The sequence below is a fragment of the Mesorhizobium sp. BH1-1-5 genome, from assembly GCF_020165615.1.
Lineage (GTDB): Bacteria > Pseudomonadota > Alphaproteobacteria > Rhizobiales > Rhizobiaceae > Mesorhizobium.
In genome coordinates this window covers 95,590-120,281 of record NZ_JAIUIM010000003.1, presented here as the reverse complement: position 1 = coordinate 120,281, position 24,692 = coordinate 95,590, and the positions used below count along the sequence as shown (strand labels likewise).

The following is a 24,692-nucleotide window of genomic DNA, read 5'->3' as shown; positions in this document are numbered from 1 at the left end:
TTCGCATAATTTTTCCCACCCCCCTGTCGGAATCCTCTCCCTTCGTCCGTCCTTGGGGCATCAACCGCTTCAACCATCCGGAGGGATATTCGTGGAAAACGTTCAATCGACCTGGCAGACCGCCGCCATTCTCATCGCCCGCCTGATCTTCGCCGCCATGTTCGCCATGGGCGTCGCCTTCAAGTTGATGGATATGGGCGCTACCGCCGGCTACATCGCCGCCGCCGGCTTCCCGTTCCCGTTGTTCCTGGCCTGGTGCGCGGCGATCCTTGAAACGCTGCTGGTGATATCCTTCCTCACCGGCGCTTATCTGACGCCGCTGGCGCTGATCGGCGCGGTCTACGTCACCTTTCTCGGCTTTGCCTTTCACGGTCCGTCGCACTGGGCCGCGGACCAGGCGGAGTTCGGTGCCTTCATGTCGCATTTCCCGTTCGCCGCCGGGCTGCTCTACGCCGCCATGCATGGCCCGGGCAGCGTGCTTGCGCTCAAGCAGGGCTGGCCGGGTAGGGCATGACCCTTTCCTTCTCTCCCAGTCACGGGGAGAAGGTGTCCGAAGGGCGGATGAGGGGCGGCGCCTGCATCTCCAGGCAAGGCGCCTCCTCAGGCCCTCACATCTGGTCGTTATACGGCTCCTTCATCTGCCCGACCATGCGCGCCAGCTTCGAGAAGGACGGCATGTCGGCCTCGGGCTGGCACTGGTTGGCGAGCTCGAGCAGCCGGATCGGGAAATTGATGGCGTCGCGGTTCGAGGCCGAGATCGCCTCCGAGCGCTCCTCGCCGGTCTCGCCGGCCTCGGCCTTGCGCAGCGCGACGTCGATTTCCTCGACGCTCAGCACGCCTTTCTTGACAAGCACATGGTTGATCGCGGCGACGGCCATCAGCAGGCCTTCGAGCTGGAGATTGGCGACGTTCATGGCGTTCCTCCCATTGACCTCGCCTCAAGAACGCATGAGCGGCGTTTCCGATCCGGGGGAGGCTGCGCTGGCTAAGCCTCCATCCACCGCTCGCCATATTCGTTCCAGAGCTGCCTGATCTCGCGGTTGCCGAGCGGCGGCGTCTGGCGGTCGCCGTAGAAGACGGCGACAGCGCTGAGGTCGTATTGGCCCTCGGCCTGGGCAATAAAGCGGATTGCCTCGCCGAGCGGTCTCGAATGGAAGATCGGATCGGCCTGGCCCCGGCCAAGGCTGCGAACGCCCGAAATGCTTGCAGGCACATGCCGCATCCGAAAAACGGATGCCATGGCAGGTCTGTCCATGCCGCTCTCCGCGATTCCCTGAGGAATGATCCCATAAGCACCGGCTAATGACCAGCCCGGGGGGACAACCGGCCACAGCGACAGGGCAGGGACGACACAACCTTGAAAAGAAAAAGCCTGAGACACGGAGAAAAAAGGGCCGGGCGCGACGGCCTGGCCCTCCTTCGGCGCGGCCGTTGCAAAGGCAGCCTTCGCTCACGACCTCCGACCATCCTGGCCGTATGCGGCCAAGGCGGGAAATCCTATCGATGCCAGCGACGCAGCCAGTCCGGCTCCGGATCGGTGTTTCGGCTGATCGCCATGCCGGCCAGCAACCCGACTAGGCCACCGATCAGCATTGCGGTGGAGAAGGTGCCGGGGTTCTGCTGCACCGTTTCCGAAACGCTGTGCGCCTGGGTGCGCAATTGGCTCGCCGCGCGCGACGCACGATCGGAGGCGCCGCTGTAAAGGGTCGTCGCCCGGTCGGCCGCGCTTCGGTACCAGCCCTGCGCGGTCTCGGCGGCTTCCTCGGCCTGTTCGGAAAGCGCGCGGTTCAGCCGGCTCACCTCGCGTTTCAGCTCGGCGATCTGTTTCTTCATCGCGTCTTCCGATGCCCTCGATGCGCGTGCGCTGCTGCGCGACGCAGCACTATTCCGCGCGGCGGTGGTTTTCGTGTTGCCGTTGGCCGAATTGGCGGTGCTTGTGTCGTTGTCTGCCATCGGTTTCTCCTTTTTGCCTCCTGGAACGGCCAAGCCGCGGCATGGTTCCCGCAAGCTGCCTACCCGGCCAGAAAGCAGGGCCGCGGAGCGTGCTCCGCGGCCCTTGCTTCAAGCCCGGCGCCCGTTACTTGCCGCAATTCTTGTCGTTGACGTTCGGCGCCATCGTGCCGGCGGTCGAGTTGTTCGCATCGCCCACCGCGCCCTGCGGGCTGGTCGGGCAGTTCTTGTCGGCGTTCGAATTCATGTCACCACCGGTGACGCTGCCGGTCGTGCCGGTATCGGGCGCGGCCTGGTCGGGCGGCGGGCTGCCCGGCGTCTTCGGGTCGACGGTGATGGTCTGACCGCTGCCGCCGCCATTATCTCCGGCGGTGCCGGCGGTCTGGGCCATCGCTGCCGTGGCGAGGCCGATGGTCAGGGCGGAAGCTGCAAGAATCCTCGTAAGCATGGTCTTCTCCTCTCTGTTGCGAGACGGTTGTCTGTCGCGTTGCGACCAAGGGTGGAACCCCTCGGACCAAGGTTGGTTCCGACAAATTTCACCGGGCTTTCGGCTGACGGTTCAATCTGTGGCTGTAGGGCGGGTGTTCGCCGATGATGGTTGGAGGAGGGCCGGTTTCCGGAAACGTAGGAAAATGTACCTAGAAGCTATTGCAGGGTGAGGGCAGCTATGCTACTATTTTGTCCATGGTGCTGATTTGCGCCAACGACCCGCCGCCAGGCGGGTTTTGTTTTTTGGTCCATCCATTTCTTTTTAAGCGCTGGCGGGACAGCCCCCCTGCAACACCGAGGCCCAGATGCCACGCTACGCCACCATCGTCACCGCCGATGACGGCGCCGAGATCGTCAGCGCCATCGCGGAATTTGAGGGCACGGACCTTCCGCGCCACAATGTCGAGCAGGTCGTGCCCGGCGTGCGCATCGGCATGATCCGTGGCGGCACGGTCGATGCCGTCGCCGGTTTCGGCTTTCCGCCCCAGGGCGTTGGTCCATGGGCAGCCCGCGCCGCCATCGCGACGTTGAAGGTAATGGCCGCGCCGGCGGCCGACGGCGAGCCCGCCAAGCCGACACGCGCCAAGCCGCGAAAGAAACCGGCGCGCAAGGTCCGCAAGGCCAAGGCGGCGAAAGCCGCGCCATCGGACACGGCGGCCCATGGTTGACGAAAACAGGCGCCGCGCCGGCGCGAAGCGGGTAAGCCGAAAGCCGACGGCCACTCAAGCCGGGACCGCTCCGCGCACCCGCCCGAAGCGCCCGCGAAAGACGTTAGTCGACGACTTCGCGGCAGCCGTTCGCGCCGACTTCCGCGCCCATGGCGCCGGTGTCATCGCCGCGGTCAGGGCCGAAAAGCCCGACCAGTATCTCAAGGTCGTGCTGACGCTGCTGCCCAAGGATTTTTCGGCCAAGGATTCCTCGGACGGTGTAGATGCCCATCAAAACAGTCTCGAGCAGTTTTCGGACATCGTCTTCGAGGTGGTAGTGCGGAGATTCAAGCAAACGCCGGATGCGTGATCGTGGCGGCATCGAAGCCGCGCAAGCATGTAGCTTCGAAACATTGACGGGTACATCGTCCACACCGGATACTTCGGTGCTGATGTCAGCGATCAGCCCGCTCGAGCCGCTGGAAGAACCCGGCCACAACGCCTATCTATGGAGCAATCCAAAGGAGGTGTGACATGGCTTTTTCCACCGAACGCGCAGTGCTTGCCGGCGGCTGCTTCTGGGGCATGCAGGATCTGATCCGGCGCCTGCCCGGCGTGATCTCAACGCGAGTAGGCTACAGTGGCGGCGATGTTCCGAACGCCACCTACCGCAATCACGGCACCCATGCCGAAGCGATCGAGATCGTCTTCGATCCGGCCAGGACCAGTTTCCGCACGCTGCTCGAATTCTTCTTCCAGATCCACGATCCGACGACAAGGAATCGCCAGGGCAACGATATCGGCGCGAGCTACCGCTCGGCGATTTTCTACGCCAGCGATGAACAGAAGCGGATCGCCGAGGACACTATAGCCGACGTCGACGCGTCCGGCCTGTGGCCTGGCAAGGTCGTCACCGAGCTTGCTCCGGTCGGGCCCTTCTGGGAAGCGGAGCCCGAGCATCAGGACTATCTCGAGCGCTATCCCAACGGCTACACCTGCCATTTCGCGCGGCCGGGCTGGAAGCTTCCGGTCCGCCAACAGGCGGCCGCGTCGTAGTCATAGACCGGCTGTCGACACAGCCTTACGCGCTTTGATCCGCCCGCCATGCCGCAAGGCACGGCGGGCTTTTTTGCGTTCCGGTCCGGACGGGCAGGCTCAGCCTTTGGCTCGCCGGCCTTCATGTTCGTGGCTGCCGATCCAGTGGGCGCGGATGCGGTCGCTGGCTTCGAGATAAGCCATGTCGATCAAGTAGGTCAGAAGCTTCTCGCCATCGGCCTCGGCCTTCTGGCGAAGTTCTCGCAAGATCCCCTGCGCGAACTGCAGGTTTTCCATTTTGCTAGGCTGGTCCATGGGTGCCCCCAAATGTCTGTGCGGTAAGTTTGGCTCACTATGCTTGTATGAGGATTGTCGCCTTGCTCGCGGCGAAGCTGTACTCAGTTGCACCGACGCCCGATCAACGAACCTGTTGGACATTGCACGGAAATGTCGATATTTTACGCGCCCAATCGGATAGCAACCATGCACGAAGACGAGGGCACTCCAGATAAGTTGCAAGCCATGCTTGACGTGATTGCCAGGAGCGAGCCCTCGAGCGAGAGCGGGCAGACGGATTTCAGCCGGTTGAAGGCCGACGCCGCCAAGGCCGCTGGTGTGCTGATTGAATTTTACGGCGATGCGGCCCTGGAACGGGCCAAGCTCATCGAGCGCCGATCGCCACAGTCGCATTTCGCGCGCATGGTCGCGGCTGAAGTCGGCAGGCGCGGCAAGCTGCGGCCCGGAAACTGACCCGCAGACGACCGGCGAAAGCAGCTTCAGGACGATCTTCGCCTCCCCAGCCTTGCGCCAAGCCGTTGCTCGACCTCTTCCTCGATATTGTCCAGAAGGTAGGACAACATGTCGTTTCCGATCGATCGCGCTATGTCTTTGGCCTGCCCGACATGGTTGTGGATCTCGCGCAGCGCCTGTTCCTCGCACGCGGCATCCTTCGTCAGATCGACGAACCAGCCAGGATAGAGCGCCGCTTCGCCCACCCCGTCGACATAGCATTGGCCGACGGCCAGGATCTTGCGCAGCCCCATCTTTTCCGAACGGACCCGGTACACTTCCCTGAAGCCGGACCTGCGCTCGATAGCCTTGCGAATAGCCAATCGAACCCTTGGGCGGTCTTCACGATCGATGCTTTGCATCCACCGTTCCAGCGGTGCGCCGTGCGAGAATTCGTCGAGCGTCAAGCCGAAATAGTCTGAAAGATTGGCGTCGCCATAGACACGGTCGCGCTTGATGTCCCAGGTCCAGAACCCGTCGATCGGCGGATACCGCATATGCATGTTTCGGCCGTGTTCAGGCGCCGCCGTCATGAAGCCGCCCCGTCCGGTTTCAAGATTCGGCAGTACCATGTCGCAAAAAAGAGAAGAAACAAAGATGGCCTTTTGTACAAGGCCGAAAGTCATAAGGTCCGCTGCGGCTGAAAATTCGGAGCGTCATATTTGATATGACCAGAAAGAGCGCGAGAAGAAAATTTCTTGAGCCGAAAGAATTTTCACTTTGGTGTTGCAACTGCAACTTGGTATTTCACATGATAAGCGCAGCGGCCAAGCAGGCAAAACAACCCCAGAGGTTGTATTGCCGTAAGAAGCATGGTTGAAAATTCTTATATTTTGTAAGCGAATGAAACTCTTTGCGTGCGGTGCCTGGAACCGTCAGGGACCACGACCTCATGTTCAGCCGCACTGCAAATGCTAGCGGTAGCTGGTTGGCCGGCAAACCGACCGCTGGTTGAAAAAGGGCAAAACTTCGAGAAAAGTCCGAGCATATCAATTGACGGTCGAGCGCTTTCCCGGACGCGCCGGGAGTCCCGATGGACTGAAGGTCGTTGTCGTTCCGACCAAAGTCCACCATGAGCCCGACCTAGGCCGACCTTTGCTGTGGTTCCGCGCCGGGTTCATCGCCTGCGGCCGAATCATCGACGACCCGATCATGCTCGAACTGACGCGCCGCGGGCAGGGGCTGCAACCAGGGCTCGCGGCGTCCGACCCAGAGTTCGTAGCTCGGTACCAGTCCTTCGGTTGGCGAAACATCCAGGCTGCCGATCGTGACCTCGGCCTCGTCATCGCCGACGAACGGGACGCGGCTACCGCAGGTGGGGCAAAAGCTTCGAGTGCCATAGTCGCTGGTGATGCCGGTGGTTTCGAACGCTCGCAACGGCCATACGGCATAGGCATGGAAGGCCGATCCGCTTGTCTTGCGGCAGTCCTTGCAGTGACAGAGGCCGGCCCGGAGCGGCTCGCCCGTGACACGGAACTGCACGCCGCCACACAGACAACTGCCGCTGCGCGCGATTTCAGGCATTGCCCTTCCTCCTGCGGTCATGCGCGAAGCCAGGTTCCCTCGTGCCCGGCACGTTCCCGCTGCTGGCTGCTACAACCCGCATGAGGTTCCAATGGTTCCGCGCCGCGTCGCTGGAAGCGTGATCAATCCGGAAGGTTGATCGGCTCCTCGCACCGGTAGACCAGGCATTCGCCGTCCTTGGTCCGAATCGTCGTCGAGATAGGCACTTCCGGCCAGTCGCACTCATTGCCGAATTGCCGCACGAAGCGATCATAAGTGTCCGGACCTGTGGTCAAGACCGCGGCATGGCCGGTTTTGATCAACGCCTGCGTCTGCGCACAAGTCATCGCGCGCGCGTCTGGTCGGGCGTAGGCGGCGCTCACGCTGCACAACAGCGTGGCGGCCCACAATATTTTGCCTGCGGCAAATGCAATCGACGGGGTTCTCATGGGACACCAGGCTTTGACGTTTCCGGGTGTCGAATATGGGTCGCGGCTAGAACACCGCAAGATATTTGAGCAGCGAAATGATCCCGATGATGATGACGATGATCTGCGCGATCTGGCGCGCGCGGGCATCGAGCGGCAGGCGCTGCACGAGATAGAGCACCAGGATCACCACCAGGAAGGTGATCAGAATGCCGATAAGTACGCCCATGCCTGCCTCCGTTTTGTTCCCGGCGCTCGCCCTAAGCGGGCTGCCTCAAACGTCGCGTGCGTGAAAAAGGTTCCATCGGGATGAAGAGGAACAGGAGACGAGGCCGATCGTTCTTCAGCATCTTCGAATATTCAGGTGGAACATGAAGGACATATTCAGCACCGCTACCATCATCGCCTCGATCGCAATTGCCATTGCGCTGATGTTTCTGGTCCCCATCAAGCTTGAGGCCAAGCCTGGGCAGACGATCATTTCATCCCACTCGGTCAGCGGTGAATAGAGGCCGCATATGAGCGGAACATGCGTGCGGCTTGCGAGTTAATCTTATCATAACAAGCGCGGGATCGCACTGTCAGAGAGAGGAAGAAACCATGGGCCTCGGCACAATTCTCATCATCATTCTCATTCTTGCCCTGCTTGGCGGCTTCAGCGGCTTGGGCGGCGGGCCGTTCTACGGCACCGGTTACTATGGTGGCGGCGGCCTGGGGCTGGTTCTTGTCATCGTCGTCATTCTGGTTGTGCTCGGACGGCTCTGATAACCCCCAAGCAATCAAGCCAGCGCTTCCCTGAGCTTCGCCGTCAGTTGTTCCAGTGTGAACGGCTTGGCGATGAAATGCACATCGTGGTCGAGCACGCCATTGTGCACGACCGCGTTGCGGGTGAAGCCAGTCATGAACACCACTTTCAGCGAGCGGGAATGCTTACGTGCCTGTTCGGCCAATTCGCGGCCATTCATGCCCGGCATGACGATATCCGTTAGCATCAGCGCGATGGCTGCATTCTCGCCGAGCTTGCGCAGCGCCTCTTCACCGCTGGCGGCCTCGATGACCGTGTAGCCGAGTTCCAGCAGCGTGGCGGCCGTCGAAGCACGCACGCGGGCGTCGTCCTCCACGAGCAGGACGGTTTTGGTTGCCGGGACATCGCTCCTGCCGCCCGCCTTTATCGGCAGCGCCGCTTCTTCCGAACCGGGAAAACGGGGAAGATAGATCTTGATCGTCGTGCCTTCGCGGGGCTCCGAATAGATTTTGACGTGACCGCCGGATTGCTTGGCGAAGCCGAACACCTGGCTGAGCCCGAGCCGTGCCTTTGGCCGCAGGCTTGGTGGTGAAGAATGGCTCGAAAGCCTGGGCCATGATGTCGGGCGACATGCCCGCGCCGGTATCGGTCACCGCGATCATGGCATACTGGCCGGCCTTCACCTCCGGATGCGCCGCCGCATAGGCCTCGTCGAGATAGCTGTTGGCCGTCTCGATGGTGAGCTTGCCCTTTTCGTCCATGGCATCGCGCGCGTTGACGGCCAGGTTGATGATGGCATTCTCGACCTGGCTCGGGTCGGCATGCGTTTTCCAGAGACCGCCCGCCAGCACCGTTTCGATCTCGACCGCGTGGGCCAGCGTGCGGCGCAGAAGGTCCGACATGCCGGTGACAAGGCGATTGGCGTCGACGATCTGCGGCGCCAGTGGCTGCTGCCTGGAAAAGGCAAGCAGCCTGGCCGTGAGGTTGGCGGCGCGGGCCGCGGCATCGGCTGCCGCCTCGACGAAGCTCTGCACGTCATGCTCGCCGCGGGCGAGCTTGCGCTGCGCGAGGTTCATGGCGCTCGTGATGACGGCCAGCATATTGTTGAAATCATGGGCGATGCCGCCCGTGAGCTGGCCAACCGCCTCTATCTTCTGCACCTGGCGAAGTTGCGACTCCGCCTTTTCACGCGTCTCGATATCGTTGAGCAGCGCCGCGTTCTTGGCGCTCAAAGCGTTCTGCGCCGTAGCCACCTCCTGGAAGCTGCGGCTGGATTGGCGGATCGTGTAGATGCCGAGCAGGAAGATGCCCAGCAGCGCGGCGAACGAGCCGGCGCGCAACCAGCCTTCGATCTGCTCCATGCGCTCCGCGCGGGAAGCGAGGCTCGCGCCATCGATGCGCCGGATCGCGTCGATATTGGCTCGGATCTGGTCCATATCCAGCTTGCCCCGGCCGCCGCGCACGATGTCCAGAGCCTTCGCCGTGTTGCCCGTGTCGTAGAGCCCGATCGTCTCCTTGAGCTCGGCCTGCTTGCGGGTAAGCGCGTCCTTGATGCCGACGACCTGCTGCGCCCTGTCGCTGCCGGCCGGAAACATCTCGTCGATGCGCTTGAGCAGCGCCGGCAGCCCATCGACCGCTTGCTGGTATGGCAGCAGGTACTCTTTTCGCCCGTCAGCAGATAGCCGCGCTGGCCGGTCTCGGCGTCCTGGGCGAGCGAAAGCAGGCTCGCAAGCAATTGCTGGCCTTCGATTGCTTCGCGGCTGGCATTGCGGTCGGCAATCTGCGTTTCGGCGAGGATTGCGCGCGCGCCGATGATCAGCGCGACAATGGCAAAGCCAGCAAGGAGCGGAAGCGCTTGCCATCGCAGGGCGCGTCGCAGTCGGACGATCATTGCTTTGTCGGGCCTGAGGAAACCGTGGAGTTTAGTAAGTGGTAGGCGGCGGCAAAGCGCAAGGCAATAGTCGAGTCCATCGGGCAATGAATGCAGCAAGTTAGCCAGGTCTGGCTGCGTCAAACTTTAATGACAGCGGGCTCGGCCTATGGGGAAAGGAAGATTCCGTTGTGACGGCGTTTGGCGGCCGACCGGCACTCCACGGGTCTCGCTAGGGCGTTTCGCCGTTCACGGAAAACGGCTAAACGCCCTATCTCTTTGTTTTTTACGCAATTCCGGACGAAAAACCGCTCACACCTTTCCTGGAATTGCTCTAGCTCTGGCGCCCGCTACACTCGAGACAGACGATGCTGTGCCCAGGGCAACTCAGCCTGTGCGTGCCTTCCGGGCAGCAATGGCCGTTCGAGCTCAGCCAGCGCGCGCAAACGAAAACCTTCTTGGCCCCGTGACAGCGGGAGCATTCCTGCGGACGCATCAATTCCTCCCGTGACGGGATGCGATGTTCCGCCTCAACGACCGTGTTCATCCGTTTAGTCCCCAACACCTGGATTATCGGTCAGATATGTTAATTCACTGTTCTTTACATTAGGGTTTATGAATGTGAAAGCCACGAAAGCGTCGGCGCGCTTCACATCTTTGGGTGCTTTCCCTTTGCGCAGCCCTTGCTAAATGTGTTGCCGCGCCGTGCTCCGGCCGATTCTGACGGGCAGGGCAGGCAACGGGAAGCTTCTTGCAATGACATGGACCGGCGCGGGCGCGCTTTTCATCCTGGTGGCCACTTATGCCGGCGTAGCCGTTGGCCGCATTCCTGGCCTGCGCCTCGACCGCGCCGGCATCGCGTTGCTGGGTGGCGCCGCCATGATCGCCATCGGCGCGATCCGCATCGAGGATGCCTACAAAGCCATCAATTTCGACACCATAACGCTGCTGCTCGGCATGATGATCGTCGTGGCGCATCTGAAGGTTTCGGGCGCGTTTCGGGCGCTCGGCGGCTTTGCCATCGAGCACGCCCATGCTCCCTTCATGCTTTTGGTGATGGTGACGCTGTTGACCGGCGTGCTCTCTGCGTTCCTGGTCAACGACGCGATCTGCCTGGTGATGGCGCCGATCGTCGTCCACGTCACCAGGGTCATCAACCGCAATCCGGTGCCCTACCTCATCGCGACCTGCACGGCCTCGAACTGCGGCAGCGTCGCCACCATCACCGGCAATCCGCAGAATATGGTGATCGGCGCGCTGTCCGGCATTTCCTATCCGGCTTTCACGCTGGCGCTTGCGCCGGTGGCGCTGTTCGGCCTGCTCTGCGTCATCCTTATCGTGCGCATCGTCTACCGCGCCGAGTTTTCCCGCCCCGCCGAACTCAGCCCGGAGGTCTATCGCGGCCGCATGCTGCCCGGGCAGGTGCTGAAGGCCACCATCGTCTGTGTCTTGCTGGCGCTCGCCTTCTTTGCCGGCGTACCCGTCGCCAAGGCGGCGCTGATTGCCGGCGCCTTCCTGCTGGTCACGCGGGCGATCAAGCCGCGGCGCATCTACCGCGAGATCGACGGGCCGCTGCTCTTCATGTTCGCCGGCCTGTTCGTGGTGGTGGCGGGCGCGGAACGCACGCTGCTCACACCCGATATGATCGCCTGGGCGAAGAACATCGGCCTCGACGATGTCTGGCGGCTCTCCGGTTTCACCGCGGTGCTTTCCAACATCATGAGCAACGTGCCGGCGGTGCTGGCGCTGCGGCCTTTCATTCCCGGGCTGGAAAACCCGGAGCGCGCCTGGCTGGTCGTGGCGATGAGCTCGACGCTTGCCGGCAATTTCACGTTGCTCGGCTCGGTCGCCAACCTGATCGTCGCCGAGCAGGCGAAGGCGGCGGGCAAGGAGCTTTCCTTCTCCGCCTTCTTCAAGGTTGGCCTGCCGCTGACGCTGGTGACGCTTCTCGCCGGTACGGCCTGGCTGGCATGGTCCTGAAGGCGCGTCCCGGCCGGATCGCGTCAATCAGGAGCGTCCAGGCCTAAGCGCCGTCCTTGCCTGCCATCCGCGCCCGCACCAGCGTCGCGGCGGCGTGGCCGGCGGCGGCGACGTAGTCGGGATCGTGATGGATCAGCATGCTGGAAAAGGCGCCGTCCATCAGAAGCACGATCTCACGCGCCAGCATCTTCGCCGCGCCGACATGGTGGCTCGAAAGCGCGCCGGCCAGCCATTTTTCGAAATTGGTCTTGTGGCGCGCCCCGGCCTTCACCGCCGGATGCCCGGGCGTCGCGGCCAACTCGGCCGCCGTGCGCAGGAAGCCGCAGCCCTTCCATTTGGGGTGGCGCGCCACCCGCGCGAGGTTGGTGAAGATTGCTTCCACTTTTCTGTCCGCGCCGCCCTCCGCCGCATCGAACCAGCCGGCCATCTGCTCGAGATTGGGCTGGTCCCGGCCCTCGAGATAGGCCGCGATCAGATCGTCCTTGCTCTTGAAATGGTAGTAGAGCGTTCGCTTGGTGAGCCCCGCTTTCTCGGCCACCGCATCGACGCTGACGCGGCCGATGCCTTCGGCATAAAAGAGCTTGGTCGCCGCATCGACGAGGCGCTTTCGGGTGGGATTGGTCTTTTCGCTCATGCTCAAAGTATACCGACTAGTGAATATACAAGCAATCGAAAGCCTGCTCCTTATCCCGCCGAACTGCCGGAAAGGAAAAGTCATGACTGACCTTGTGCTGAGCGAAACGCGCGACCGCGTCGTCATCCTTACCCTCAACCGCCCCGACAAGCTGAACGCGCTGAATTACGCGCTGATCGACCGGCTGCTTTCGCTTCTCGACCAGGTCGAGACGGACGATGGCGTGCGCGCCGTGATCCTCACTGGGTCAGGCGATCGCGCCTTCTCCGCCGGCGCCGATATCCGTGAATTCGCAGTGAGCGTGGCCGAAGGCACCGATGCCGCGCTGCGCGATTTCGTGACGCGCGGCCAACATCTGACGGCGCGGCTGGAAGCCTTCCGCAAGCCGGTGATCGCCGCCGTCAACGGTCTCGCTTTCGGCGGCGGTTGCGAAATCACCGAAGCGGTGCCGCTGGCGATCGCCAGCGATCGCGCTTTGTTTGCAAAGCCCGAGATAAAACTCGCCATGCCGCCGACATTCGGCGGCACGCAGCGCCTGCCGAGACTGGCCGGTCGCAAGCGCGCGCTGGAACTGCTCCTCACCGGGGATGCGTTTTCACCCGCCCGGGCACTGGAGCTCGGTCTCGTCAACCACGTCGTGTCGCACGGTCAGCTGATGCCGGCCGCGTTCGACCTCGCGCGCCGTATCGTCAGCCACTCGCAGCCGGCGGTGGCGAGCATCCTCACCGCAGTGGCACGCGGCCTCAACCAGAGCATCGCCGAAGGCCTGCTCGTCGAAGCCGAGCAATTCGCCCGCATGGCGCCGACAGCCGATCTCGGTGAAGGGCTGGCAGCGTGGCTGGGCAGACGCAGGCCGGCTTGGGACGGGTCATGGACTCACATCACACGGCCGGACGAGACAAGGCGGAGTGGCAGGGAACAGGATTCTCTTACCCCTCAAAAATCTAAGCCTAACGGCTAGAACTCCTCGTTTGCGCGCCGAGCCTTGGTCGCGCCACGATGCTCCATCCGATCCAGCATGGAGGCACCGATGACCGCTCTTGCCCGCAGGCCCTGGGTTCCCGCCCATTGCGAGGATTTCGTCCAGGACCTTGCCAGAGCCACCGGCGGGCAGGACAGTGCGGTCGTCCTGGCCGCGATCGAGGGCGGCATCGCTCTCAACCGGTCGATCCACGAGGATGACGCCGTCAATCTCAATCCGGCGACCAATGTCATGAACCCGAAGGCGGAAGCGGCCCTTGCTTCCGGTCTCGGCTCGCGCCCGTCGCTCGGTTATCCCGGCGACAAATACGAGATGGGCCTCGAGGGGGTGGAGCGGATCGAGGTCATCGCCGCGGAACTGGCGGCAGAAGTGTTCGGCGCGCGCTATGCCGAAATACGCGTGCCTTCGGGAGCGATCGCCAACCTCTACGCCTTCATGGTCGCGGCGCGTCCGGGCGATGCGATCATTGCGCCACCGCCTGCGATCGGCGGTCATGTCACGCATCATATGGCGGGCTGCGCCGGGCTCTATGGGCTGTCGATCCACCCGGCACCTGTCGATGCCGACGGCTATACCGTCGATGTCGGCAAGCTGCGCGCGCTTGCCCGGCAAGTACAGCCGAAGATGATCACCATCGGCAGCAGCCTCAATCTTCTGCCCCATCCGATCCGTGAGATCAGAGCGGTTGCGGACGAGGTTGGCGCGCTGGTGCTGTTCGACGCCGCCCATCTCTGCGGCATGATCGCCGGCCATGCTTGGCAGCAACCGCTGGAGGAAGGTGCCCATCTGATGACGATGAGCACGTACAAAAGCCTCGGTGGCCCGCCATCCGGCCTGATCGTCACCAACGATGCCGGCATCGCCGAAAAGCTCGACCGTATCGCCTTTCCCGGCATGACTGCCAATTTCGATGCAGCGAAGTCGGCGGCCTTGGCCATCACCATGCTCGACTGGAAGGAACACGGCCGCGCCTATGCCGCTGCCATGGCTGCTACCGCCAAGGCGTTGGCCAGGGAACTCGCGGATCGCGGCCTGCCAGTGTTCTCGACTGCGAAGGGCCACACCACTTCGCATCAGTTCGCGATTGAAGCCGCCGAATTTGGCGGCGGCCAGGTGGCCGCAAAGCGGCTCAGGCGCGCCAACATCCTTACCTGCGGCATCGGCCTGCCACTCGAAGCGGTGGAGGGCGACATGAACGGCCTGCGCATCGGCACGCCGGAGATAGTGCGCTGGGGTATGACCGAGAAGGTCATGCCGGAGCTTGCCGCCCTCATTGCCAGGGGGCTTCGCGGCAACGATGCCCCGGAGCAACTCGCGAATGACGTCAGTGAATTCCGGCGCCGGTTCACGAAGCTGCACTTCGTAAGCTGATCGCCTGAACCAGCGGGCAGGGAGCCCGCATCTTCAAAAAAGGGGAATGACCATGCGCATGATTCTGCGATTGATGACTGCTGCACTGATGACGGCCGCCGCGGCCGGTGCCGCCCGAGCCGATATCGTGCTCGGCGTCGCCGGCCCGATGTCGGGGCCGAACGCCGCCTATGGTGAGCAGTACCGCGTCGGCGTCGAGACGGCGGTGGCGCGCATCAATGCCAATGGCGGCGTTCTCGGCCAGAAACTTTCCGTCTCGGTCGGCGACGATGTCTCCGATCCGAAGCAGGGCGTCTCGGTCGCCAACAAGTTTGTTGCTGACGGCGTGCGTTATGTCGTCGGCCATTACAATTCCGGCGTCACCATACCGGCATCGGAAGTCTATGCCGAAAACGGAATCCTGTTCGTCACGCCCACCGCCACCAACCCCACGGTCACCGAGCGCGGCCTGTGGGACGCCTTCCGCGCTTGCGGCCGCGACGACCAGCAAGGCATCATCGCCGCAAAATTCGTGCTCGAGCAATTCAAGGACAGGAAGGTCGCGATCGTCGACGACAAGTCGACGGCGGGCAAGGGCCTCGCCGACGAAATGGCCAAGGCCTATAATTCGGGCGGTGGCAAGGAAGTGCTGCACGAGGAGATCAATCCCGGCGAGAAGGACTACAGCGCGCTTGTCGCCAAGATCAAGGAATCCGGCGCCGAGCTTGTCTATTATGGCGGCCAGCATACCGAGGCGGGCTTGATCGTGCGCCAGATGCACGACCAGGGCGTGAAAACCGTCCTGATGGGCGGCGACGGCATATCCAACAGCGAGTTCGGCGCCATCGGCGGTGATGGCGCGGCCGGCACGCTGATGACGTCCTTCCCCGATCCGGCGACCTTTCCCGAAGCGAAGGACGCCGTTGCCGACCTGAAGGCGAAGAACGTCCCGACGGAAGCCGTCACGCTCTATGCCTATGCCGCGACCCAGATCCTCGCCGAGGCGATCACCAGGGCCAAGGCAGACGACCCGAAGGCGGCGTCCGACTATCTCCATTCGGGCGCCACGATCCCGACCGTGCTTGGCGCCATCTCCTATGACGAGAAGGGGGATATCAAGCAGCCGGGCTTCGTCGTATTTGAATGGCGGAAGGTCGATGGCAAGCTGGCCCCGGTGCCCCTCAAATAGGCCTGCGGGGCGCCGGCGCTGGCTGCTTTTCGACAGACAGATTACCGCGGCCAGCCGCTGGCCGCGGCTGCCCTTTTTGGGGGAAAGCCGGACAATGGCCGTCAATCCGCCGCGACCTCGCATGCCGCCGCTCAACGCGCTCAGGGCGTTCGAGGCGGCGGCGCGGCATGAAAGCTTCGCCAAGGCGGCGGATGAGCTAGGCGTAACGCCGGCCGCCGTGTCGCATCAGGTCAAGGCGCTCGAAGCATGGCTGGGCTCGGCGCTCTTCGTGCGCCATGCGCAAGGGCTGCACCTCACCGAGGCCGGCCGTTCGGCGCTCCCCTCCTTCTCAACCGCCTTTGACGCCATGGGGCTGGCCGTGCAGGAGCTGCGCGCCTCGGCGCCGAAGCCGCAGGTCAGCATCGCGGCGCTGCCTTCGATCGCGCAGCTATGGCTGGCGCCGCGCTTGCCGGCGTTGCGGGCGGCGCATCCGGCGTTGCGCCCCTCGATCCATGCGTTGGAGGAGCCGCCCGACTTCCGCCGCGAGCCTTTCGACCTTGCCATCTTTCTCACCAGGCCGGGTGTAGGGCGCTCGTCAAGACTTTGCGACGATGTGATCTTCCCGGTCTGCGCGCCTTCGCTGGCGAAACAGTTGCAGGCACCGGCCGATCTCGCGGCGCAGCTTCTGCTTTGGGACACGACCTGGACCGGCGACTGGGGCCTGTGGTTCAGGGCGGCCGGCATGAAAGGTCCATCGATCGAGGCGGGTTCTGAATTCTCGCTCTACAGCATGGCGCTGCAGGCAGCGGTCGACGGGGCCGGCGTGCTGATGGGGCATGAGACGCTGGTATCACGCGCCTTGGCCGCAGGCTCGCTGGTGGCGCCGTTCCCCGCTTTGCGCGTCCCGACCGGCCTTGCCCTGACGATCCTGGCGCCCGACCGTCCGCCGGCGCAGGCCGTTGAAGTCATGGATTGGCTGCTCGCCGCGCGGGACTGAGACGGCAACTGACGCAAATCGCGTTTGCCGCCTCGTGGTCTCGCCGCCTTGAGACAGGCCCGGCGTCGCCCCTCCTGCCTCGAAAAGCTGGGTAACTTAGCCACCAAGCCAGGCGCTTGGCAGGCTATTCCGCCGCCTCGGCGAAAGGGGTTCCCACCGGTCGCACGCGCGCGGCCGCCGCAAGCATGTCGGTCTGGGTGATCAGGCCGAGTATATGCCGCTCGCTATCGACGATCACCACGGCATGGCTGCGCCCGTCGGTCAACACTGGCAGCAAGCTCATCGCCGGCGTGTCGGGTGAGGCAGTGCCAGCCCTCGACATCACCCCTTTCACCGTATCGGTGGCTCTTGTGAGCTCGCGCAGGCCGACTGCGCCGGTGAGTTGGCCGTCCGCGTCGACCACCGGCAAGGTGCGGATGTTGTGATCGATCAGCTGTTTGCGCGCCTCGTCGACCGAGGCCGTCTCCGGCACCGAGATCACGTCGCGGGACATGATGTCCCGGCAAAGCAGGGTGCGCTGCGAACGCACCATCGCCTGCAGCTCGACCTGGCGCAGTAGGCGCTCCAGGTCTTCGCGGTCGATGTCGAAGGTCTCGTCGAGCGCGGAAAGCGCCGCATCGACATCCTCGGGCCGGAAGCCGACACGCTCGGCCGGTGGCCGATCCGCGGTGCCGTGACCGCTGGCGGCGGGCACATGCACATGGGGATAGTTGCGCCGCGACAGCTTGTGGAAGAGGAAGCCCAGCGCCACCAGGAGGATCGAGTTCAACGCCACCGGCACAAAAGGAAATAGAAAGCCGGCGGCCGCCACGGCCGGGCCGCCGATCACGCCAGTGAGAGCTGCTGCGCCTCCCGGCGGATGCAGCGAGCGTGTGAACGACATGGCGGCGATGGCCAGCGCCACGGCGAGACCCGAGGCGATCACCGGGTCATGAACGAAACGCGCCACCGTGACGCCGACAAGCGCCGAGATCGTGTTGCCGCCGATGATCGACCAGGGCTGCGCCAACGGGCTCGATGGTACGGCAAAGAGCAGCACCGCGGAGGCACCCACCGGCGCCACCAGCATCGCCACATATTCACCCTTGCCCATCGCCAGCCCGCTAACCACACCGGTCAGCGCGATGGCGACCACGGCGCCGAGGCAGGCGATCATCCGCTCACGCAGCGTGGCGCCGGCAAGGATCGGAACAAAGAGGCGGAATGCCATGGCGGGTCCTGGATCGAATGGGTGGAATTGCGCTGCACGCAATGCCGCTGAAAACCCGGATTTGGAAGCCAAACCAATCCGTATATCCACGGTCGAGGAGAATATTATTGCGCTGCCGATTGTGTACGAGGTACCGCTAGCGGCCTCGGCTTTCTCAATTGCGTCAAGGCCTTACGACCATTTGCGGAATCGACCTGGCAAGCGCGGGCTACGTCACCTTTGCTTCAGCCGGACGATGAATCCCAGCGCGCCCAGCACCTTCACTGCGCCGCTCTTGCCGCCCTCGAAATCGCCGGAGGCGAGCCGCGCGCCCGTGGCGAGCTCATAGGCGGTGCCGAGGATGGCTTCTGGCGGGTAGAGGCGGTCTCCCCAGGCCAATTCATAGGTCGTCGTCGGCGCAAAGCCGTGCTCGGCGAAAAACCGGTCGGGCCCCAGCCGGTCGTAATCCTCTATCGCGCGCAAGACATGCGCGCGCGTCATGCGGTCCCAGGCAATCATTTCATTGTCCTCCTTCAGACAGACTTCACTTCGCCGCCGTCGATGCGCAGCGTCGAGCCGGTCATCCAGCGCGCCGCCGGCGAGACGAGGAAAGCCATCAAGTCGGCGATCTCTTCCGGCTCGCCGTAGCGGGCGATACCGGCTTCCTTCGGAAAGTTCGCCGTCGCATCCTCGACGCTCATCTTGTGCAGCGGCGCCCAGTGCTCGAGGTAGGAGCGTCGCCGGCCGGTCATCACCGGCCCCGGCAGCACGCTGTTGACCTGCACGCCCTCGGCGATGCCGCGGTCGGAAAAGGCTTTGGCGAGCGCCACGATTGCCGCGTTGATCGTTCCGACCGCCGCATAAGGCGCTTTGGGAAACAGCGCCGAATTGCCGGACATCAGAACCACCGAGCCGCCGGCCGCCTTCAGCGCCGGCCATGCAGCGACGGTCAGCCGCCGGGCGCCGTGCAGCTTCAGCGCAAGGCCGGCGTCCCATTGCTCGTCGTTCATCTCGAACAGATCGATCTGCGGGACGGCACCGGCGATGTTGAGCAGCGCGTCGACGCGCCCGAACCTCGCGAGCGCCTGGTCGACCACCGCTTGCGCGGCATCTGGCCGGGCAAGGTCGGCATCGATGACCAACACCTCGGCACCGGCCGCTTTCGCAGCCTCAGCTGTCTCTTCCAGCTTCGCCCGGTTGCGAGCAACCAGCACCAGCGCGGAAAAGTCCCGCGCCAGCCGGATGGCGGTGGCCTGGCCGATGCCCTGGCTGGCGCCGGTGATGACGGCGACGGATTTCGACATGGCGAATCTCCTTTTGCCTGGTCAGCCGAGGAAGTCGCGGATGGCGGCGGCGATGTCCCCGGCATGGGTTTCGAGCGCGAAGTGGCCGGTGTCGAGAAAGCGCACCAGCGCGTCCGGCATGTCGCGCTTGAACGCTTCTGCGCCCGGCGGCAGGAAGAACGGATCGTTCTTGCCCCACACGGCGAGAAAGCGCGGCTTATGGGTGCGGAAATAGGCCTGGAAGGCCGGGTAGAGCGCGACGTTGTTCTTGTAGTCGCCGAAGAGGTCGAGCTGTATCTCTTCCGCGCCCGGACGGCTGAGATAGAAACTGTCCAGCGAATGGCCGTCGGGAGAAACGAGCTCGGCGGGCGCGCCATGCGTGTACTGCCAGGCGACCGCCTCCGGCTTGAAGGCGGGGCGCAGCGCTTCGCGGTTGGCGAGCGAGGGGTCCCGCCAATAGGCGCGGATCGGGTTCCAGCCCTCACCCAGGCCTTCCTCATAGGCGTTGCCGTTCTGCGAAATGATCGCGGCGATGCGCTCGGGATGCTTCACTGCCAGCCGGAAGCCCGTCGGCGCGCCATAGTCGAAGACATAGACGGCGTAGCGATCGAAGCCGACCACCTCGGTGAAGCGGTCGATGATCTCGGCGATGCGGTCGAACGTGTAGGTGAATTCGCCGGCCTGCGGCATGTCGGAACGGCCGAAGCCGGGCAGGTCGGGCGCGACGATATGGAAGCGGTCGGCGAGCAGCGGAATGAGGTCGCGGAACATATGGCTCGAGCTCGGAAAGCCGTGCAGCAGGAGCAGTTTCGGCGCGCCATGCCGGCCAGCCTCGCGGTAGAAAATATGGAAGCCGTCGACATTCATCGTCCTGTAAGCGGTCATCTTTTTCTCCGTTTTCATAACTGTGTCGATTTGCATTTGGGGGTTATTCGAAAGCCTAAGCGTCAGCGCCGCGTAGCCTCCAGGATGATCTCGACGACAGCGTCGGGCGCGGTGACCATCGGCGTATGATCCAGCGGCAGTGAGCGCGTCCTTGCCTTCATGCGCGCCGCCATGAAACGTTGGGTTTCGGCGGCGATCATGCGGTCTTCCTCTGCGATCAGGAACCAGGCTGGCCGATCGCGCCACAGCGGCCTCCCTACGGGAACCGTGATGCAGGCCGGCGAGATCGGCCGCTGGACCGCGCGCAGCACAGACAGCTCCTGCGCCGAGGCTTTCTGGGCGAAGGCATCCGCAAAGGCGTCGTCGGGCAGATAGATCAGCCCGTGTGCGTCCGGTGTGAGTCTCGGCGCTTTTGGGTGCGGTTCGGCACGGGTGAACACGTCCGCCACCGTCTCGCCTTCGCCCGGCGCGAGCGCGGCGACATAGACCAGCGCCTCGACCCTGTCGCTTCGCGAGGCGCCGACCACCGCGCCCGCATAGGCGTGGCCAACCAGGGTGATCGGCCCCTCGATGCGCTCCAGCGTACGGTCGAGCGCCGCAACGTCATCCTGGAAGGACATCAGCGGCAGCGGCGCCGCCACGACATTGGAGCCTTGCAGGGCAAGCGCCGCGATGACCTTGGCCCAGCTCGATCCGTCGGCCCAGGCGCCATGGACCAGCACGACATTCATTTGCTTCGCGGACATGTCGCTTCCTCTTGCTGAATTGATAACCATATTGAATGATTTAGAACGGTTACGACTTGGACGGATAACTTGTCAAGAAGCTGCGAACCGGTTATCACGGAGTCGTGTTCACGATGGATGCCCTCGGCGAAAGCTGCCTGGCGCTGAATTGGAGTTCTCGATGGTTCGTTCACCCGCGCTTTTTGTCGGCGACGCGCCCGGCCTCGATTTCCTCAACTCGATCGCGACCCCGCTCGACACGCCTGTCGATTGGATCGACGACGGCGAGGGCTTGCTGGACTGGCTGGAGCAGGCGCGGCTGGCGCCGGAAGCGGCGCTGGTAGCCATTCGCAGGCAGGCGCTGCCCGGCGAGCTCGACAAGGTCGCCGATCAGGCGCGGCATTTGCGCGAATGGTTCAGGGGCTTTGTGTATGGGCACAAGGGGCGGGCGCTGGTGGCTGCAGATCTGGCGGAACTCGACCCGCTCAACCGCCTGCTGGAACGCGACGAGACCTTCAGCCGGATCGCGCCGGCCGACAGCGGCGCGGCGTTGGCCCTTCAGACGGCCCGCAAATGGCGCACGCCCGAGGCGCTCCTGTTGCCGATCGGCGAGGCGCTGGCCTCACTCGTCTGCACCGAGGATTTTTCACATGTGAAGGCTTGCGAAGGTCCGGCCTGCACGCTGCTTTTTGCCGATCATACGCGCGGGCACCGGCGCCGCTGGTGCAGCATGGCGGCCTGCGGCAATCGGGCAAAACAGGCCGCGCATCGGCATCGGCACAAGGATCACGACCATCGCTAAGTCGAGCGAGGCGCGGCGCACCTCGCTCGACAGCTGGATCGGTTTAAGGGGCCACCCCGACATGGCCCTTCATGTTGGGATGGAAGCGGCAGAAATACTCGACCGCCCCGGCCGCCTTGAGCGTTACCTTGCCCTTCGACCTTGCCGGGATCATCACATCCCAGCCGCCTTTGACGGTGGCGGTATGGGCGAGAATGTCCTTGTTCGTCCATTCGATCGTGTCGCCGACCTTGGCCTGAATGTTTGTGGGCGAGAAGACCAGCTTGTCGATCGTCACCTCGATCGTCGCCGCGAACGCGGGGGATGAGCCGAGCGCCAAAGCCAGCGCCGGCGCAAGAAGCAGCGGCCTCATTTCAGCATGCCGGCGACATGTTCGGCATGCTGCTCATGCCCTTGGAAGATCTTGAGGCCGGTCTCCAGCAGGCTCTTCAGTTCGGCATTGCTGGCCGAGGGGATGAGCAGGGTTTCGAGAGCGCTGTCGACCTGCTTGTGATAGGCCACTTCGTTGTCGATATAGGCCTTGTCGAAGGCAGCCCCCTTCAGCTTCGCCAGCTTGGCGCGCTCTTCCTTGGCGGCCTTGGCCAGTGCCTTGCTGGTGTCGTTGTCCTCGGGCGTGACCTTCAGCTTCTTCACCAGGTCGAGCGCCTGCTTGTTCACCGCCTCATGGTCGCGCTCCATGTCCTTGGCGAAGTCGACGACTTCCTTGTTCTTGGACTTCTTGATCGCCAGCTTGGCCGCTTCGACGTCGATCGCGCCGGCCGTATAGGCGATGTGGGCGATCTGCGGATCGGTGGGCTTTTCGGCGGCTAGCGCCAGCGGCGCCGTGCTCACGAAGAAAAGGGCGGCGAGGGCGGCGGTCGATCGCATAAACATGACATCTCCTTCGCCCGGCGGCGCTGGCCCCGGGCTTCATCTGGTGTTGACTGCCATTGGATGCAGGCGAGAACGAAACGTTCCCGGGAGAAGACCGAAATCAGGGCTCGAATCCGAGCCTTCTCATCACTGCCTGCGTCAGCCGCTCGCAGCGCCGGCCGGCAAAGGGGAAGGCGTCGAGCAACACCGGGCCGATCTCGTCGTCCAGCGCCTTTCGCACCAGCGTCCGCGCCCGGTGCAGCCTGGTCTTCACCGTCTCGGGCCGCACGCCCAGAAGGTCGGCGGTTTCCTCGATGCTCAGCCCCTCGATGACACGTGCGACGAAGACGGTGCGATAGACATCGGGAAGGCTGTCGGTCGCCCGTTCGACGAGCCCGAGGATCTGCCGCTGCGCCATCGTCCGCTCCGGATCGTCACTTGGGTTTAGGGGAAACCGGATGATCTGCGCCTCCGGGTTTTCGGGCATCGCCACGATGCGCTTGCGCTTGCGCAGCCGGCCGAGCGCCTCGTTGATGACGATGCGGGACAGCCAGGTGGAAAGCGACGCCTCGCCGCGAAAGGCGCCGAGATTGGCGAAGGCGCGCATATAGGCCTCCTGCACGACGTCTTCGGCCTCGGCGTCGTTGCGCACCACGCCGCGCGCGATGCGGTAGAGCCGCTGGTTGTGCGTCTTGATGATGGCGCGGAACGCATCCGGATCGCACGCAAGAGCCCGGCACACCAACGCCAAGTCGCCGGCCTCGGCCGCGCTGACCTCTGCGGCTTCAATAGCAGGCTTTCTCATCTCGCCCCGATCTCCCGGCAATTGTTACATCCGCGATTGGATGCGCCTGCCGGCAAAAGGTTCCCGAGTTGGTTGCACGGGCCATGCTACTGCTTTGGCCGGGGCTTGTCTGCCGCTGTTGTGGTATCCTGCGCCGATCAGCCGGTCACCCCGCGGCCGCGGCCGCGGCGAGCCCGCGCAGAATGTCGGCCTTGAGGTCTTCGACATCCTCCAGCCCGATCTGCAGGCGGATCAGCGGGCCGGCATAGGAGCCCTTGGCAACGGTGCGGTCGCCGAGGAAGACTGGAACGGCGAGGCTCTCATAGCCGCCCCAGGAATAGCCGAGGCCGAAGATCTTCAGCGCGTCGAGGAAGGCGTGCTGCGCCTTTTGCCCGCCACCGTCGAGCACGATCGAGAAGATGCCGCTCGAGCCGCAGAAATCGCGCTTCCATAACGCATGGTCTGGATGGCTTTCGAGCGCAGGATGCAGCACCTGCGCGACACCCGGCTGCGTCTCCAGCCAGCCCGCGATGTCGAGCGCGCTCTTGCGGTGATGCTCGAGCCGCACCCCCATCGTGCGCAACCCGCGCAGCACCTGGTAGATGTCGTCGGGTCCAGAACAGCAGCCGAGCATGCAGAAGCCCTCATAGAGTTGCTTCCAATAGGTCTCGTTGGCCGACACAGTGCCGAGCAGCACGTCGGAATGGCCGGCCGGATATTTCGTCGCCGCGTGGATCGAGATGTCGACGCCATGGTCGAGCGGCTTGAAATAGAGCGGCGTCGCCCAGGTGTTGTCCATCATCACGATGGCGTTCGCCGCGTGCGCCGCCTTGGCGATCGCCGGGATGTCCTGCACCTCATAGGTGTTCGATCCCGGCGATTCGGTGAACACCACCTTCGTGTTCGGCTTGATCAGCGATGCAATGCCGGCGCCGATATGCGGCGCGTAATATTCGACCTCGACGCCGAGCCGCTTCAGCATCGTGTCGGCGAAATGGCGTGTCGGATGATACACGCTGTCGACGATCAAAAGATGATCACCCGCGGCGAGGAAGGCGAGCAGCGGCACCGTCACGGCGGCGAGCCCCGAAGGAACGGCGATGGTTCCGGTCGAGCCTTCCAGCGCATCGACGGCGAGCGTCAGCGCGTCCATCGTCGGCGTGCCGCGCGTGCCGTAAGTGTATTTCTGGCTGCGCCCGGCCATGGATGCCGCGTCCGGGTAGAGCACCGTCGAGGCGTGCACGACCGGCGGATTGACGAAGCCGAAATAGTCGCGCGGGTTGTTGCCGGAATGGGCAAGCCGCGTGTTGATGCCCATCTCGATGCCGTCTCTAGCCATGGTTCGTCGCCAGCCAATTGATGTAAGGGGTCGAATGATGTCTGGGGAGCAGCCATAAAGCGGCGGCCAAGCCCGCGCAACCGCGCCGGGCCCGCCAAAAGCCGGTCTTCCGCTGGGCCAATCCAACGGCATGCGCGCCCAATAAAGCATCGCTATTGCCGAAGCGGATTTTGCTGCCTGGCCATGGATTCGCGACGACGCAACTTGACTGATTTGTTTGCATGGCCTGCCGGTTTCATGGCGCTCTTGTGCGCAGTTCAGGCATT

The 24,692-nt window shown here is 63.7% G+C and carries 35 protein-coding genes and 1 pseudogene; 14 read left to right on the top strand and 22 right to left on the bottom strand.

Annotated elements, in window-relative coordinates; genetic code table 11:
- Positions 1 to 91: 91 nt before the first annotated feature.
- Positions 92 to 514 (top strand): DoxX family protein, encoded by a 423-nt coding sequence (locus LB572_RS05000; protein WP_224666938.1) that lies wholly within the window; start codon positions 92 to 94, stop codon positions 512 to 514.
- Positions 515 to 608: 94 nt separating this feature from the next.
- Here the strand turns inward: LB572_RS05000 and LB572_RS04995 are convergent, their stop codons facing one another.
- The 4 genes from LB572_RS04995 to LB572_RS04980 form a co-directional block, all read right to left on the bottom strand.
- On the bottom strand, positions 609 to 914 hold the full coding sequence (locus tag LB572_RS04995; RefSeq protein ID WP_140807839.1) for a hypothetical protein: 306 nt from the start codon (positions 912 to 914) through the stop codon (positions 609 to 611).
- Positions 915 to 985: 71 nt separating this feature from the next.
- Positions 986 to 1,240: a hypothetical protein gene (locus LB572_RS04990; protein WP_224666937.1), complete on the bottom strand. Its 255-nt coding sequence runs from the start codon at positions 1,238 to 1,240 to the stop codon at positions 986 to 988.
- Positions 1,241 to 1,497: 257 nt separating this feature from the next.
- Positions 1,498 to 1,953 (bottom strand): hypothetical protein, encoded by a 456-nt coding sequence (locus LB572_RS04985; protein ID WP_224666936.1) that lies wholly within the window; start codon positions 1,951 to 1,953, stop codon positions 1,498 to 1,500.
- Between the two features lie 124 nt (positions 1,954 to 2,077).
- Complete coding sequence (locus LB572_RS04980) at positions 2,078 to 2,398, bottom strand: hypothetical protein (protein WP_140807842.1); 321 nt, start codon at positions 2,396 to 2,398, stop codon at positions 2,078 to 2,080.
- Between the two features lie 346 nt (positions 2,399 to 2,744).
- On the opposite strand from LB572_RS04980, the gene LB572_RS04975 reads away from it, so the two are divergent.
- Genes LB572_RS04975 through msrA form a run of 4 tightly spaced genes read left to right on the top strand, consistent with a single transcriptional unit; the run spans position 2,745 to position 4,142 of the window.
- Positions 2,745 to 3,107 (top strand): hypothetical protein, encoded by a 363-nt coding sequence (locus LB572_RS04975; RefSeq protein WP_140807843.1) that lies wholly within the window; start codon positions 2,745 to 2,747, stop codon positions 3,105 to 3,107.
- Entirely contained in the window at positions 3,100 to 3,456 is a 357-nt protein-coding gene (locus LB572_RS04970; RefSeq protein ID WP_224666935.1) for a hypothetical protein, read from the top strand. Before LB572_RS04975 ends, LB572_RS04970 begins: the two co-directional genes overlap by 8 nt.
- Complete coding sequence (locus LB572_RS04965) at positions 3,449 to 3,619, top strand: hypothetical protein (RefSeq protein WP_224666934.1); 171 nt, start codon at positions 3,449 to 3,451, stop codon at positions 3,617 to 3,619. Before LB572_RS04970 ends, LB572_RS04965 begins: the two co-directional genes overlap by 8 nt.
- Position 3,620: 1 nt before the next feature.
- The gene (gene msrA / locus LB572_RS04960) at positions 3,621 to 4,142 is read left to right on the top strand and encodes a peptide-methionine (S)-S-oxide reductase MsrA (RefSeq protein WP_224666933.1); all 522 of its coding nucleotides are present in this window, start codon (positions 3,621 to 3,623) and stop codon (positions 4,140 to 4,142) included.
- A 99-nt stretch (positions 4,143 to 4,241) separates the two neighbouring features.
- Here the strand turns inward: msrA and LB572_RS04955 are convergent, their stop codons facing one another.
- Positions 4,242 to 4,418 carry a hypothetical protein gene (locus tag LB572_RS04955; RefSeq protein WP_167498612.1) on the bottom strand — a complete coding sequence of 59 codons (177 nt, stop codon included), beginning with the start codon at positions 4,416 to 4,418 and terminating at the stop codon, positions 4,242 to 4,244.
- 186 nt (positions 4,419 to 4,604) lie between these two features.
- On the opposite strand from LB572_RS04955, the gene LB572_RS04950 reads away from it, so the two are divergent.
- Positions 4,605 to 4,871 (top strand): hypothetical protein, encoded by a 267-nt coding sequence (locus LB572_RS04950; protein WP_140807846.1) that lies wholly within the window; start codon positions 4,605 to 4,607, stop codon positions 4,869 to 4,871.
- 26 nt (positions 4,872 to 4,897) lie between these two features.
- Here LB572_RS04950 and LB572_RS04945 read toward each other — a convergent pair whose 3' ends face one another.
- The 4 genes from LB572_RS04945 to LB572_RS04930 all read right to left on the bottom strand — a co-directional run bounded on the left by LB572_RS04945 (position 4,898) and on the right by LB572_RS04930 (position 7,070).
- A complete protein-coding gene (locus tag LB572_RS04945) occupies positions 4,898 to 5,536 on the bottom strand; it encodes a PAS domain-containing protein (protein WP_224666932.1) in 639 nt (212 codons plus the stop codon).
- Positions 5,537 to 5,993: 457 nt separating this feature from the next.
- On the bottom strand, positions 5,994 to 6,434 hold the full coding sequence (locus tag LB572_RS04940) for a GFA family protein (RefSeq protein WP_224666931.1): 441 nt from the start codon (positions 6,432 to 6,434) through the stop codon (positions 5,994 to 5,996).
- Positions 6,435 to 6,556: 122 nt separating this feature from the next.
- Positions 6,557 to 6,862 (bottom strand): hypothetical protein, encoded by a 306-nt coding sequence (locus LB572_RS04935; protein WP_224666930.1) that lies wholly within the window; start codon positions 6,860 to 6,862, stop codon positions 6,557 to 6,559.
- A gap of 46 nt (positions 6,863 to 6,908) precedes the next feature.
- Positions 6,909 to 7,070: a Thivi_2564 family membrane protein gene (locus LB572_RS04930; RefSeq protein ID WP_140807850.1), complete on the bottom strand. Its 162-nt coding sequence runs from the start codon at positions 7,068 to 7,070 to the stop codon at positions 6,909 to 6,911.
- A gap of 142 nt (positions 7,071 to 7,212) precedes the next feature.
- On the opposite strand from LB572_RS04930, the gene LB572_RS04925 reads away from it, so the two are divergent.
- Both LB572_RS04925 and LB572_RS04920 read left to right on the top strand, forming a co-directional pair.
- Positions 7,213 to 7,350, top strand: a complete 138-nt coding sequence (locus LB572_RS04925) for a hypothetical protein (protein ID WP_181179778.1) — start codon at positions 7,213 to 7,215, stop codon at positions 7,348 to 7,350.
- A gap of 91 nt (positions 7,351 to 7,441) precedes the next feature.
- Positions 7,442 to 7,606 carry a DUF3309 family protein gene (locus LB572_RS04920; RefSeq protein WP_140807851.1) on the top strand — a complete coding sequence of 55 codons (165 nt, stop codon included), beginning with the start codon at positions 7,442 to 7,444 and terminating at the stop codon, positions 7,604 to 7,606.
- Positions 7,607 to 7,620: 14 nt separating this feature from the next.
- Here the strand turns inward: LB572_RS04920 and LB572_RS04915 are convergent, their stop codons facing one another.
- The 3 genes and pseudogenes from LB572_RS04915 to LB572_RS04905 all read right to left on the bottom strand — a co-directional run.
- Complete coding sequence (locus tag LB572_RS04915; RefSeq protein WP_318013995.1) at positions 7,621 to 7,944, bottom strand: response regulator; 324 nt, start codon at positions 7,942 to 7,944, stop codon at positions 7,621 to 7,623.
- Positions 7,877 to 8,347, bottom strand: a complete 471-nt coding sequence (locus LB572_RS04910) for a hypothetical protein (protein WP_263497868.1) — start codon at positions 8,345 to 8,347, stop codon at positions 7,877 to 7,879. Before LB572_RS04910 ends, LB572_RS04915 begins: the two co-directional genes overlap by 68 nt.
- A 663-nt stretch (positions 8,348 to 9,010) precedes the next feature.
- Positions 9,011 to 9,477: pseudogene (locus LB572_RS04905) on the bottom strand (CHASE3 domain-containing protein); the annotation flags it as partial.
- Positions 9,478 to 10,212: 735 nt separating this feature from the next.
- Here LB572_RS04905 and LB572_RS04900 point away from each other — a divergent pair.
- On the top strand, positions 10,213 to 11,436 hold the full coding sequence (locus LB572_RS04900; protein ID WP_224666928.1) for an anion transporter: 1,224 nt from the start codon (positions 10,213 to 10,215) through the stop codon (positions 11,434 to 11,436).
- A gap of 43 nt (positions 11,437 to 11,479) precedes the next feature.
- Here the strand turns inward: LB572_RS04900 and LB572_RS04895 are convergent, their stop codons facing one another.
- Positions 11,480 to 12,070, bottom strand: a complete 591-nt coding sequence (locus tag LB572_RS04895; protein WP_140807853.1) for a TetR/AcrR family transcriptional regulator — start codon at positions 12,068 to 12,070, stop codon at positions 11,480 to 11,482.
- A gap of 82 nt (positions 12,071 to 12,152) precedes the next feature.
- Between LB572_RS04895 and LB572_RS04890 the strand changes: the two genes are divergently transcribed.
- The 4 genes from LB572_RS04890 (at position 12,153) to LB572_RS04875 (ending at position 16,567) form a co-directional block, all read left to right on the top strand.
- Complete coding sequence (locus LB572_RS04890; protein WP_140807854.1) at positions 12,153 to 13,031, top strand: crotonase/enoyl-CoA hydratase family protein; 879 nt, start codon at positions 12,153 to 12,155, stop codon at positions 13,029 to 13,031.
- A gap of 69 nt (positions 13,032 to 13,100) precedes the next feature.
- On the top strand, positions 13,101 to 14,423 hold the full coding sequence (gene glyA, locus LB572_RS04885) for a serine hydroxymethyltransferase (protein WP_224666927.1): 1,323 nt from the start codon (positions 13,101 to 13,103) through the stop codon (positions 14,421 to 14,423).
- 46 nt (positions 14,424 to 14,469) lie between these two features.
- On the top strand, positions 14,470 to 15,591 hold the full coding sequence (locus LB572_RS04880) for a branched-chain amino acid ABC transporter substrate-binding protein (RefSeq protein ID WP_412033535.1): 1,122 nt from the start codon (positions 14,470 to 14,472) through the stop codon (positions 15,589 to 15,591).
- A gap of 94 nt (positions 15,592 to 15,685) precedes the next feature.
- Positions 15,686 to 16,567 (top strand): LysR substrate-binding domain-containing protein, encoded by an 882-nt coding sequence (locus LB572_RS04875; protein ID WP_224666926.1) that lies wholly within the window; start codon positions 15,686 to 15,688, stop codon positions 16,565 to 16,567.
- A gap of 124 nt (positions 16,568 to 16,691) precedes the next feature.
- On the opposite strand, the gene LB572_RS04870 is transcribed toward LB572_RS04875, so the two are convergent.
- From LB572_RS04870 to LB572_RS04850, 5 genes are all read right to left on the bottom strand, one after another.
- Positions 16,692 to 17,777 (bottom strand): HPP family protein, encoded by a 1,086-nt coding sequence (locus LB572_RS04870; protein WP_224666925.1) that lies wholly within the window; start codon positions 17,775 to 17,777, stop codon positions 16,692 to 16,694.
- A gap of 213 nt (positions 17,778 to 17,990) precedes the next feature.
- On the bottom strand, positions 17,991 to 18,275 hold the full coding sequence (locus tag LB572_RS04865) for a hypothetical protein (protein ID WP_224666924.1): 285 nt from the start codon (positions 18,273 to 18,275) through the stop codon (positions 17,991 to 17,993).
- Positions 18,276 to 18,289: 14 nt separating this feature from the next.
- Entirely contained in the window at positions 18,290 to 19,060 is a 771-nt protein-coding gene (locus LB572_RS04860) for an SDR family oxidoreductase (RefSeq protein ID WP_224666923.1), read from the bottom strand.
- 21 nt (positions 19,061 to 19,081) lie between these two features.
- The gene (locus LB572_RS04855; RefSeq protein ID WP_140807859.1) at positions 19,082 to 19,924 is read right to left on the bottom strand and encodes an alpha/beta fold hydrolase; all 843 of its coding nucleotides are present in this window, start codon (positions 19,922 to 19,924) and stop codon (positions 19,082 to 19,084) included.
- Positions 19,925 to 19,986: 62 nt separating this feature from the next.
- Positions 19,987 to 20,670: an alpha/beta fold hydrolase gene (locus LB572_RS04850; protein WP_224666922.1), complete on the bottom strand. Its 684-nt coding sequence runs from the start codon at positions 20,668 to 20,670 to the stop codon at positions 19,987 to 19,989.
- A gap of 160 nt (positions 20,671 to 20,830) precedes the next feature.
- Between LB572_RS04850 and LB572_RS04845 the strand changes: the two genes are divergently transcribed.
- On the top strand, positions 20,831 to 21,451 hold the full coding sequence (locus LB572_RS04845) for a CGNR zinc finger domain-containing protein (protein WP_224666921.1): 621 nt from the start codon (positions 20,831 to 20,833) through the stop codon (positions 21,449 to 21,451).
- Between the two features lie 43 nt (positions 21,452 to 21,494).
- Here LB572_RS04845 and LB572_RS04840 read toward each other — a convergent pair whose 3' ends face one another.
- The 4 genes from LB572_RS04840 to LB572_RS04825 all read right to left on the bottom strand — a co-directional run bounded on the left by LB572_RS04840 (position 21,495) and on the right by LB572_RS04825 (position 24,426).
- The gene (locus LB572_RS04840) at positions 21,495 to 21,803 is read right to left on the bottom strand and encodes a cupredoxin family copper-binding protein (protein WP_224666920.1); all 309 of its coding nucleotides are present in this window, start codon (positions 21,801 to 21,803) and stop codon (positions 21,495 to 21,497) included.
- The gene (locus LB572_RS04835) at positions 21,800 to 22,324 is read right to left on the bottom strand and encodes a DUF4142 domain-containing protein (RefSeq protein WP_224666919.1); all 525 of its coding nucleotides are present in this window, start codon (positions 22,322 to 22,324) and stop codon (positions 21,800 to 21,802) included. The genes LB572_RS04840 and LB572_RS04835 overlap by 4 nt, the downstream gene beginning before the upstream one ends.
- 100 nt (positions 22,325 to 22,424) lie before the next feature.
- On the bottom strand, positions 22,425 to 23,108 hold the full coding sequence (locus LB572_RS04830; RefSeq protein ID WP_224666918.1) for an RNA polymerase sigma factor: 684 nt from the start codon (positions 23,106 to 23,108) through the stop codon (positions 22,425 to 22,427).
- A gap of 145 nt (positions 23,109 to 23,253) precedes the next feature.
- On the bottom strand, positions 23,254 to 24,426 hold the full coding sequence (locus LB572_RS04825; protein ID WP_224666917.1) for a cystathionine beta-lyase: 1,173 nt from the start codon (positions 24,424 to 24,426) through the stop codon (positions 23,254 to 23,256).
- Positions 24,427 to 24,692 lie beyond the last annotated feature (266 nt).

Excerpts from the sequence above, each read along its gene's own strand:
- LB572_RS04995 (WP_140807839.1), bottom strand. The coding sequence starts at position 914 with ATGAACGTCGCCAATCTCCAGCTCGAAGGCCTGCTGATGGCCGTCGCC.
- LB572_RS04990 (WP_224666937.1), bottom strand. The coding sequence starts at position 1,240 with ATGGCATCCGTTTTTCGGATGCGGCATGTGCCTGCAAGCATTTCGGGC.
- LB572_RS04985 (WP_224666936.1), bottom strand. The coding sequence starts at position 1,953 with ATGGCAGACAACGACACAAGCACCGCCAATTCGGCCAACGGCAACACG.
- LB572_RS04980 (WP_140807842.1), bottom strand. The coding sequence starts at position 2,398 with ATGCTTACGAGGATTCTTGCAGCTTCCGCCCTGACCATCGGCCTCGCC.
- LB572_RS04975 (WP_140807843.1), top strand. The coding sequence starts at position 2,745 with ATGCCACGCTACGCCACCATCGTCACCGCCGATGACGGCGCCGAGATC.
- LB572_RS04970 (WP_224666935.1), top strand. The coding sequence starts at position 3,100 with ATGGTTGACGAAAACAGGCGCCGCGCCGGCGCGAAGCGGGTAAGCCGA.
- LB572_RS04965 (WP_224666934.1), top strand. The coding sequence starts at position 3,449 with ATGCGTGATCGTGGCGGCATCGAAGCCGCGCAAGCATGTAGCTTCGAA.
- msrA (WP_224666933.1), top strand. The coding sequence starts at position 3,621 with ATGGCTTTTTCCACCGAACGCGCAGTGCTTGCCGGCGGCTGCTTCTGG.
- LB572_RS04955 (WP_167498612.1), bottom strand. The coding sequence starts at position 4,418 with ATGGAAAACCTGCAGTTCGCGCAGGGGATCTTGCGAGAACTTCGCCAG.
- LB572_RS04950 (WP_140807846.1), top strand. The coding sequence starts at position 4,605 with ATGCACGAAGACGAGGGCACTCCAGATAAGTTGCAAGCCATGCTTGAC.
- LB572_RS04945 (WP_224666932.1), bottom strand. The coding sequence starts at position 5,536 with ATGACTTTCGGCCTTGTACAAAAGGCCATCTTTGTTTCTTCTCTTTTT.
- LB572_RS04940 (WP_224666931.1), bottom strand. The coding sequence starts at position 6,434 with ATGCCTGAAATCGCGCGCAGCGGCAGTTGTCTGTGTGGCGGCGTGCAG.
- LB572_RS04935 (WP_224666930.1), bottom strand. The coding sequence starts at position 6,862 with ATGAGAACCCCGTCGATTGCATTTGCCGCAGGCAAAATATTGTGGGCC.
- LB572_RS04930 (WP_140807850.1), bottom strand. The coding sequence starts at position 7,070 with ATGGGCGTACTTATCGGCATTCTGATCACCTTCCTGGTGGTGATCCTG.
- LB572_RS04925 (WP_181179778.1), top strand. The coding sequence starts at position 7,213 with ATGAAGGACATATTCAGCACCGCTACCATCATCGCCTCGATCGCAATT.
- LB572_RS04920 (WP_140807851.1), top strand. The coding sequence starts at position 7,442 with ATGGGCCTCGGCACAATTCTCATCATCATTCTCATTCTTGCCCTGCTT.
- LB572_RS04910 (WP_263497868.1), bottom strand. The coding sequence starts at position 8,347 with ATGGACGAAAAGGGCAAGCTCACCATCGAGACGGCCAACAGCTATCTC.
- LB572_RS04900 (WP_224666928.1), top strand. The coding sequence starts at position 10,213 with ATGACATGGACCGGCGCGGGCGCGCTTTTCATCCTGGTGGCCACTTAT.
- LB572_RS04895 (WP_140807853.1), bottom strand. The coding sequence starts at position 12,070 with ATGAGCGAAAAGACCAATCCCACCCGAAAGCGCCTCGTCGATGCGGCG.
- LB572_RS04890 (WP_140807854.1), top strand. The coding sequence starts at position 12,153 with ATGACTGACCTTGTGCTGAGCGAAACGCGCGACCGCGTCGTCATCCTT.
- glyA (WP_224666927.1), top strand. The coding sequence starts at position 13,101 with ATGACCGCTCTTGCCCGCAGGCCCTGGGTTCCCGCCCATTGCGAGGAT.
- LB572_RS04880 (WP_412033535.1), top strand. The coding sequence starts at position 14,470 with ATGACCATGCGCATGATTCTGCGATTGATGACTGCTGCACTGATGACG.
- LB572_RS04875 (WP_224666926.1), top strand. The coding sequence starts at position 15,686 with ATGGCCGTCAATCCGCCGCGACCTCGCATGCCGCCGCTCAACGCGCTC.
- LB572_RS04870 (WP_224666925.1), bottom strand. The coding sequence starts at position 17,777 with ATGGCATTCCGCCTCTTTGTTCCGATCCTTGCCGGCGCCACGCTGCGT.
- LB572_RS04865 (WP_224666924.1), bottom strand. The coding sequence starts at position 18,275 with ATGATTGCCTGGGACCGCATGACGCGCGCGCATGTCTTGCGCGCGATA.
- LB572_RS04860 (WP_224666923.1), bottom strand. The coding sequence starts at position 19,060 with ATGTCGAAATCCGTCGCCGTCATCACCGGCGCCAGCCAGGGCATCGGC.
- LB572_RS04855 (WP_140807859.1), bottom strand. The coding sequence starts at position 19,924 with ATGACCGCTTACAGGACGATGAATGTCGACGGCTTCCATATTTTCTAC.
- LB572_RS04850 (WP_224666922.1), bottom strand. The coding sequence starts at position 20,670 with ATGTCCGCGAAGCAAATGAATGTCGTGCTGGTCCATGGCGCCTGGGCC.
- LB572_RS04845 (WP_224666921.1), top strand. The coding sequence starts at position 20,831 with ATGGTTCGTTCACCCGCGCTTTTTGTCGGCGACGCGCCCGGCCTCGAT.
- LB572_RS04840 (WP_224666920.1), bottom strand. The coding sequence starts at position 21,803 with ATGAGGCCGCTGCTTCTTGCGCCGGCGCTGGCTTTGGCGCTCGGCTCA.
- LB572_RS04835 (WP_224666919.1), bottom strand. The coding sequence starts at position 22,324 with ATGTTTATGCGATCGACCGCCGCCCTCGCCGCCCTTTTCTTCGTGAGC.
- LB572_RS04830 (WP_224666918.1), bottom strand. The coding sequence starts at position 23,108 with ATGAGAAAGCCTGCTATTGAAGCCGCAGAGGTCAGCGCGGCCGAGGCC.
- LB572_RS04825 (WP_224666917.1), bottom strand. The coding sequence starts at position 24,426 with ATGGCTAGAGACGGCATCGAGATGGGCATCAACACGCGGCTTGCCCAT.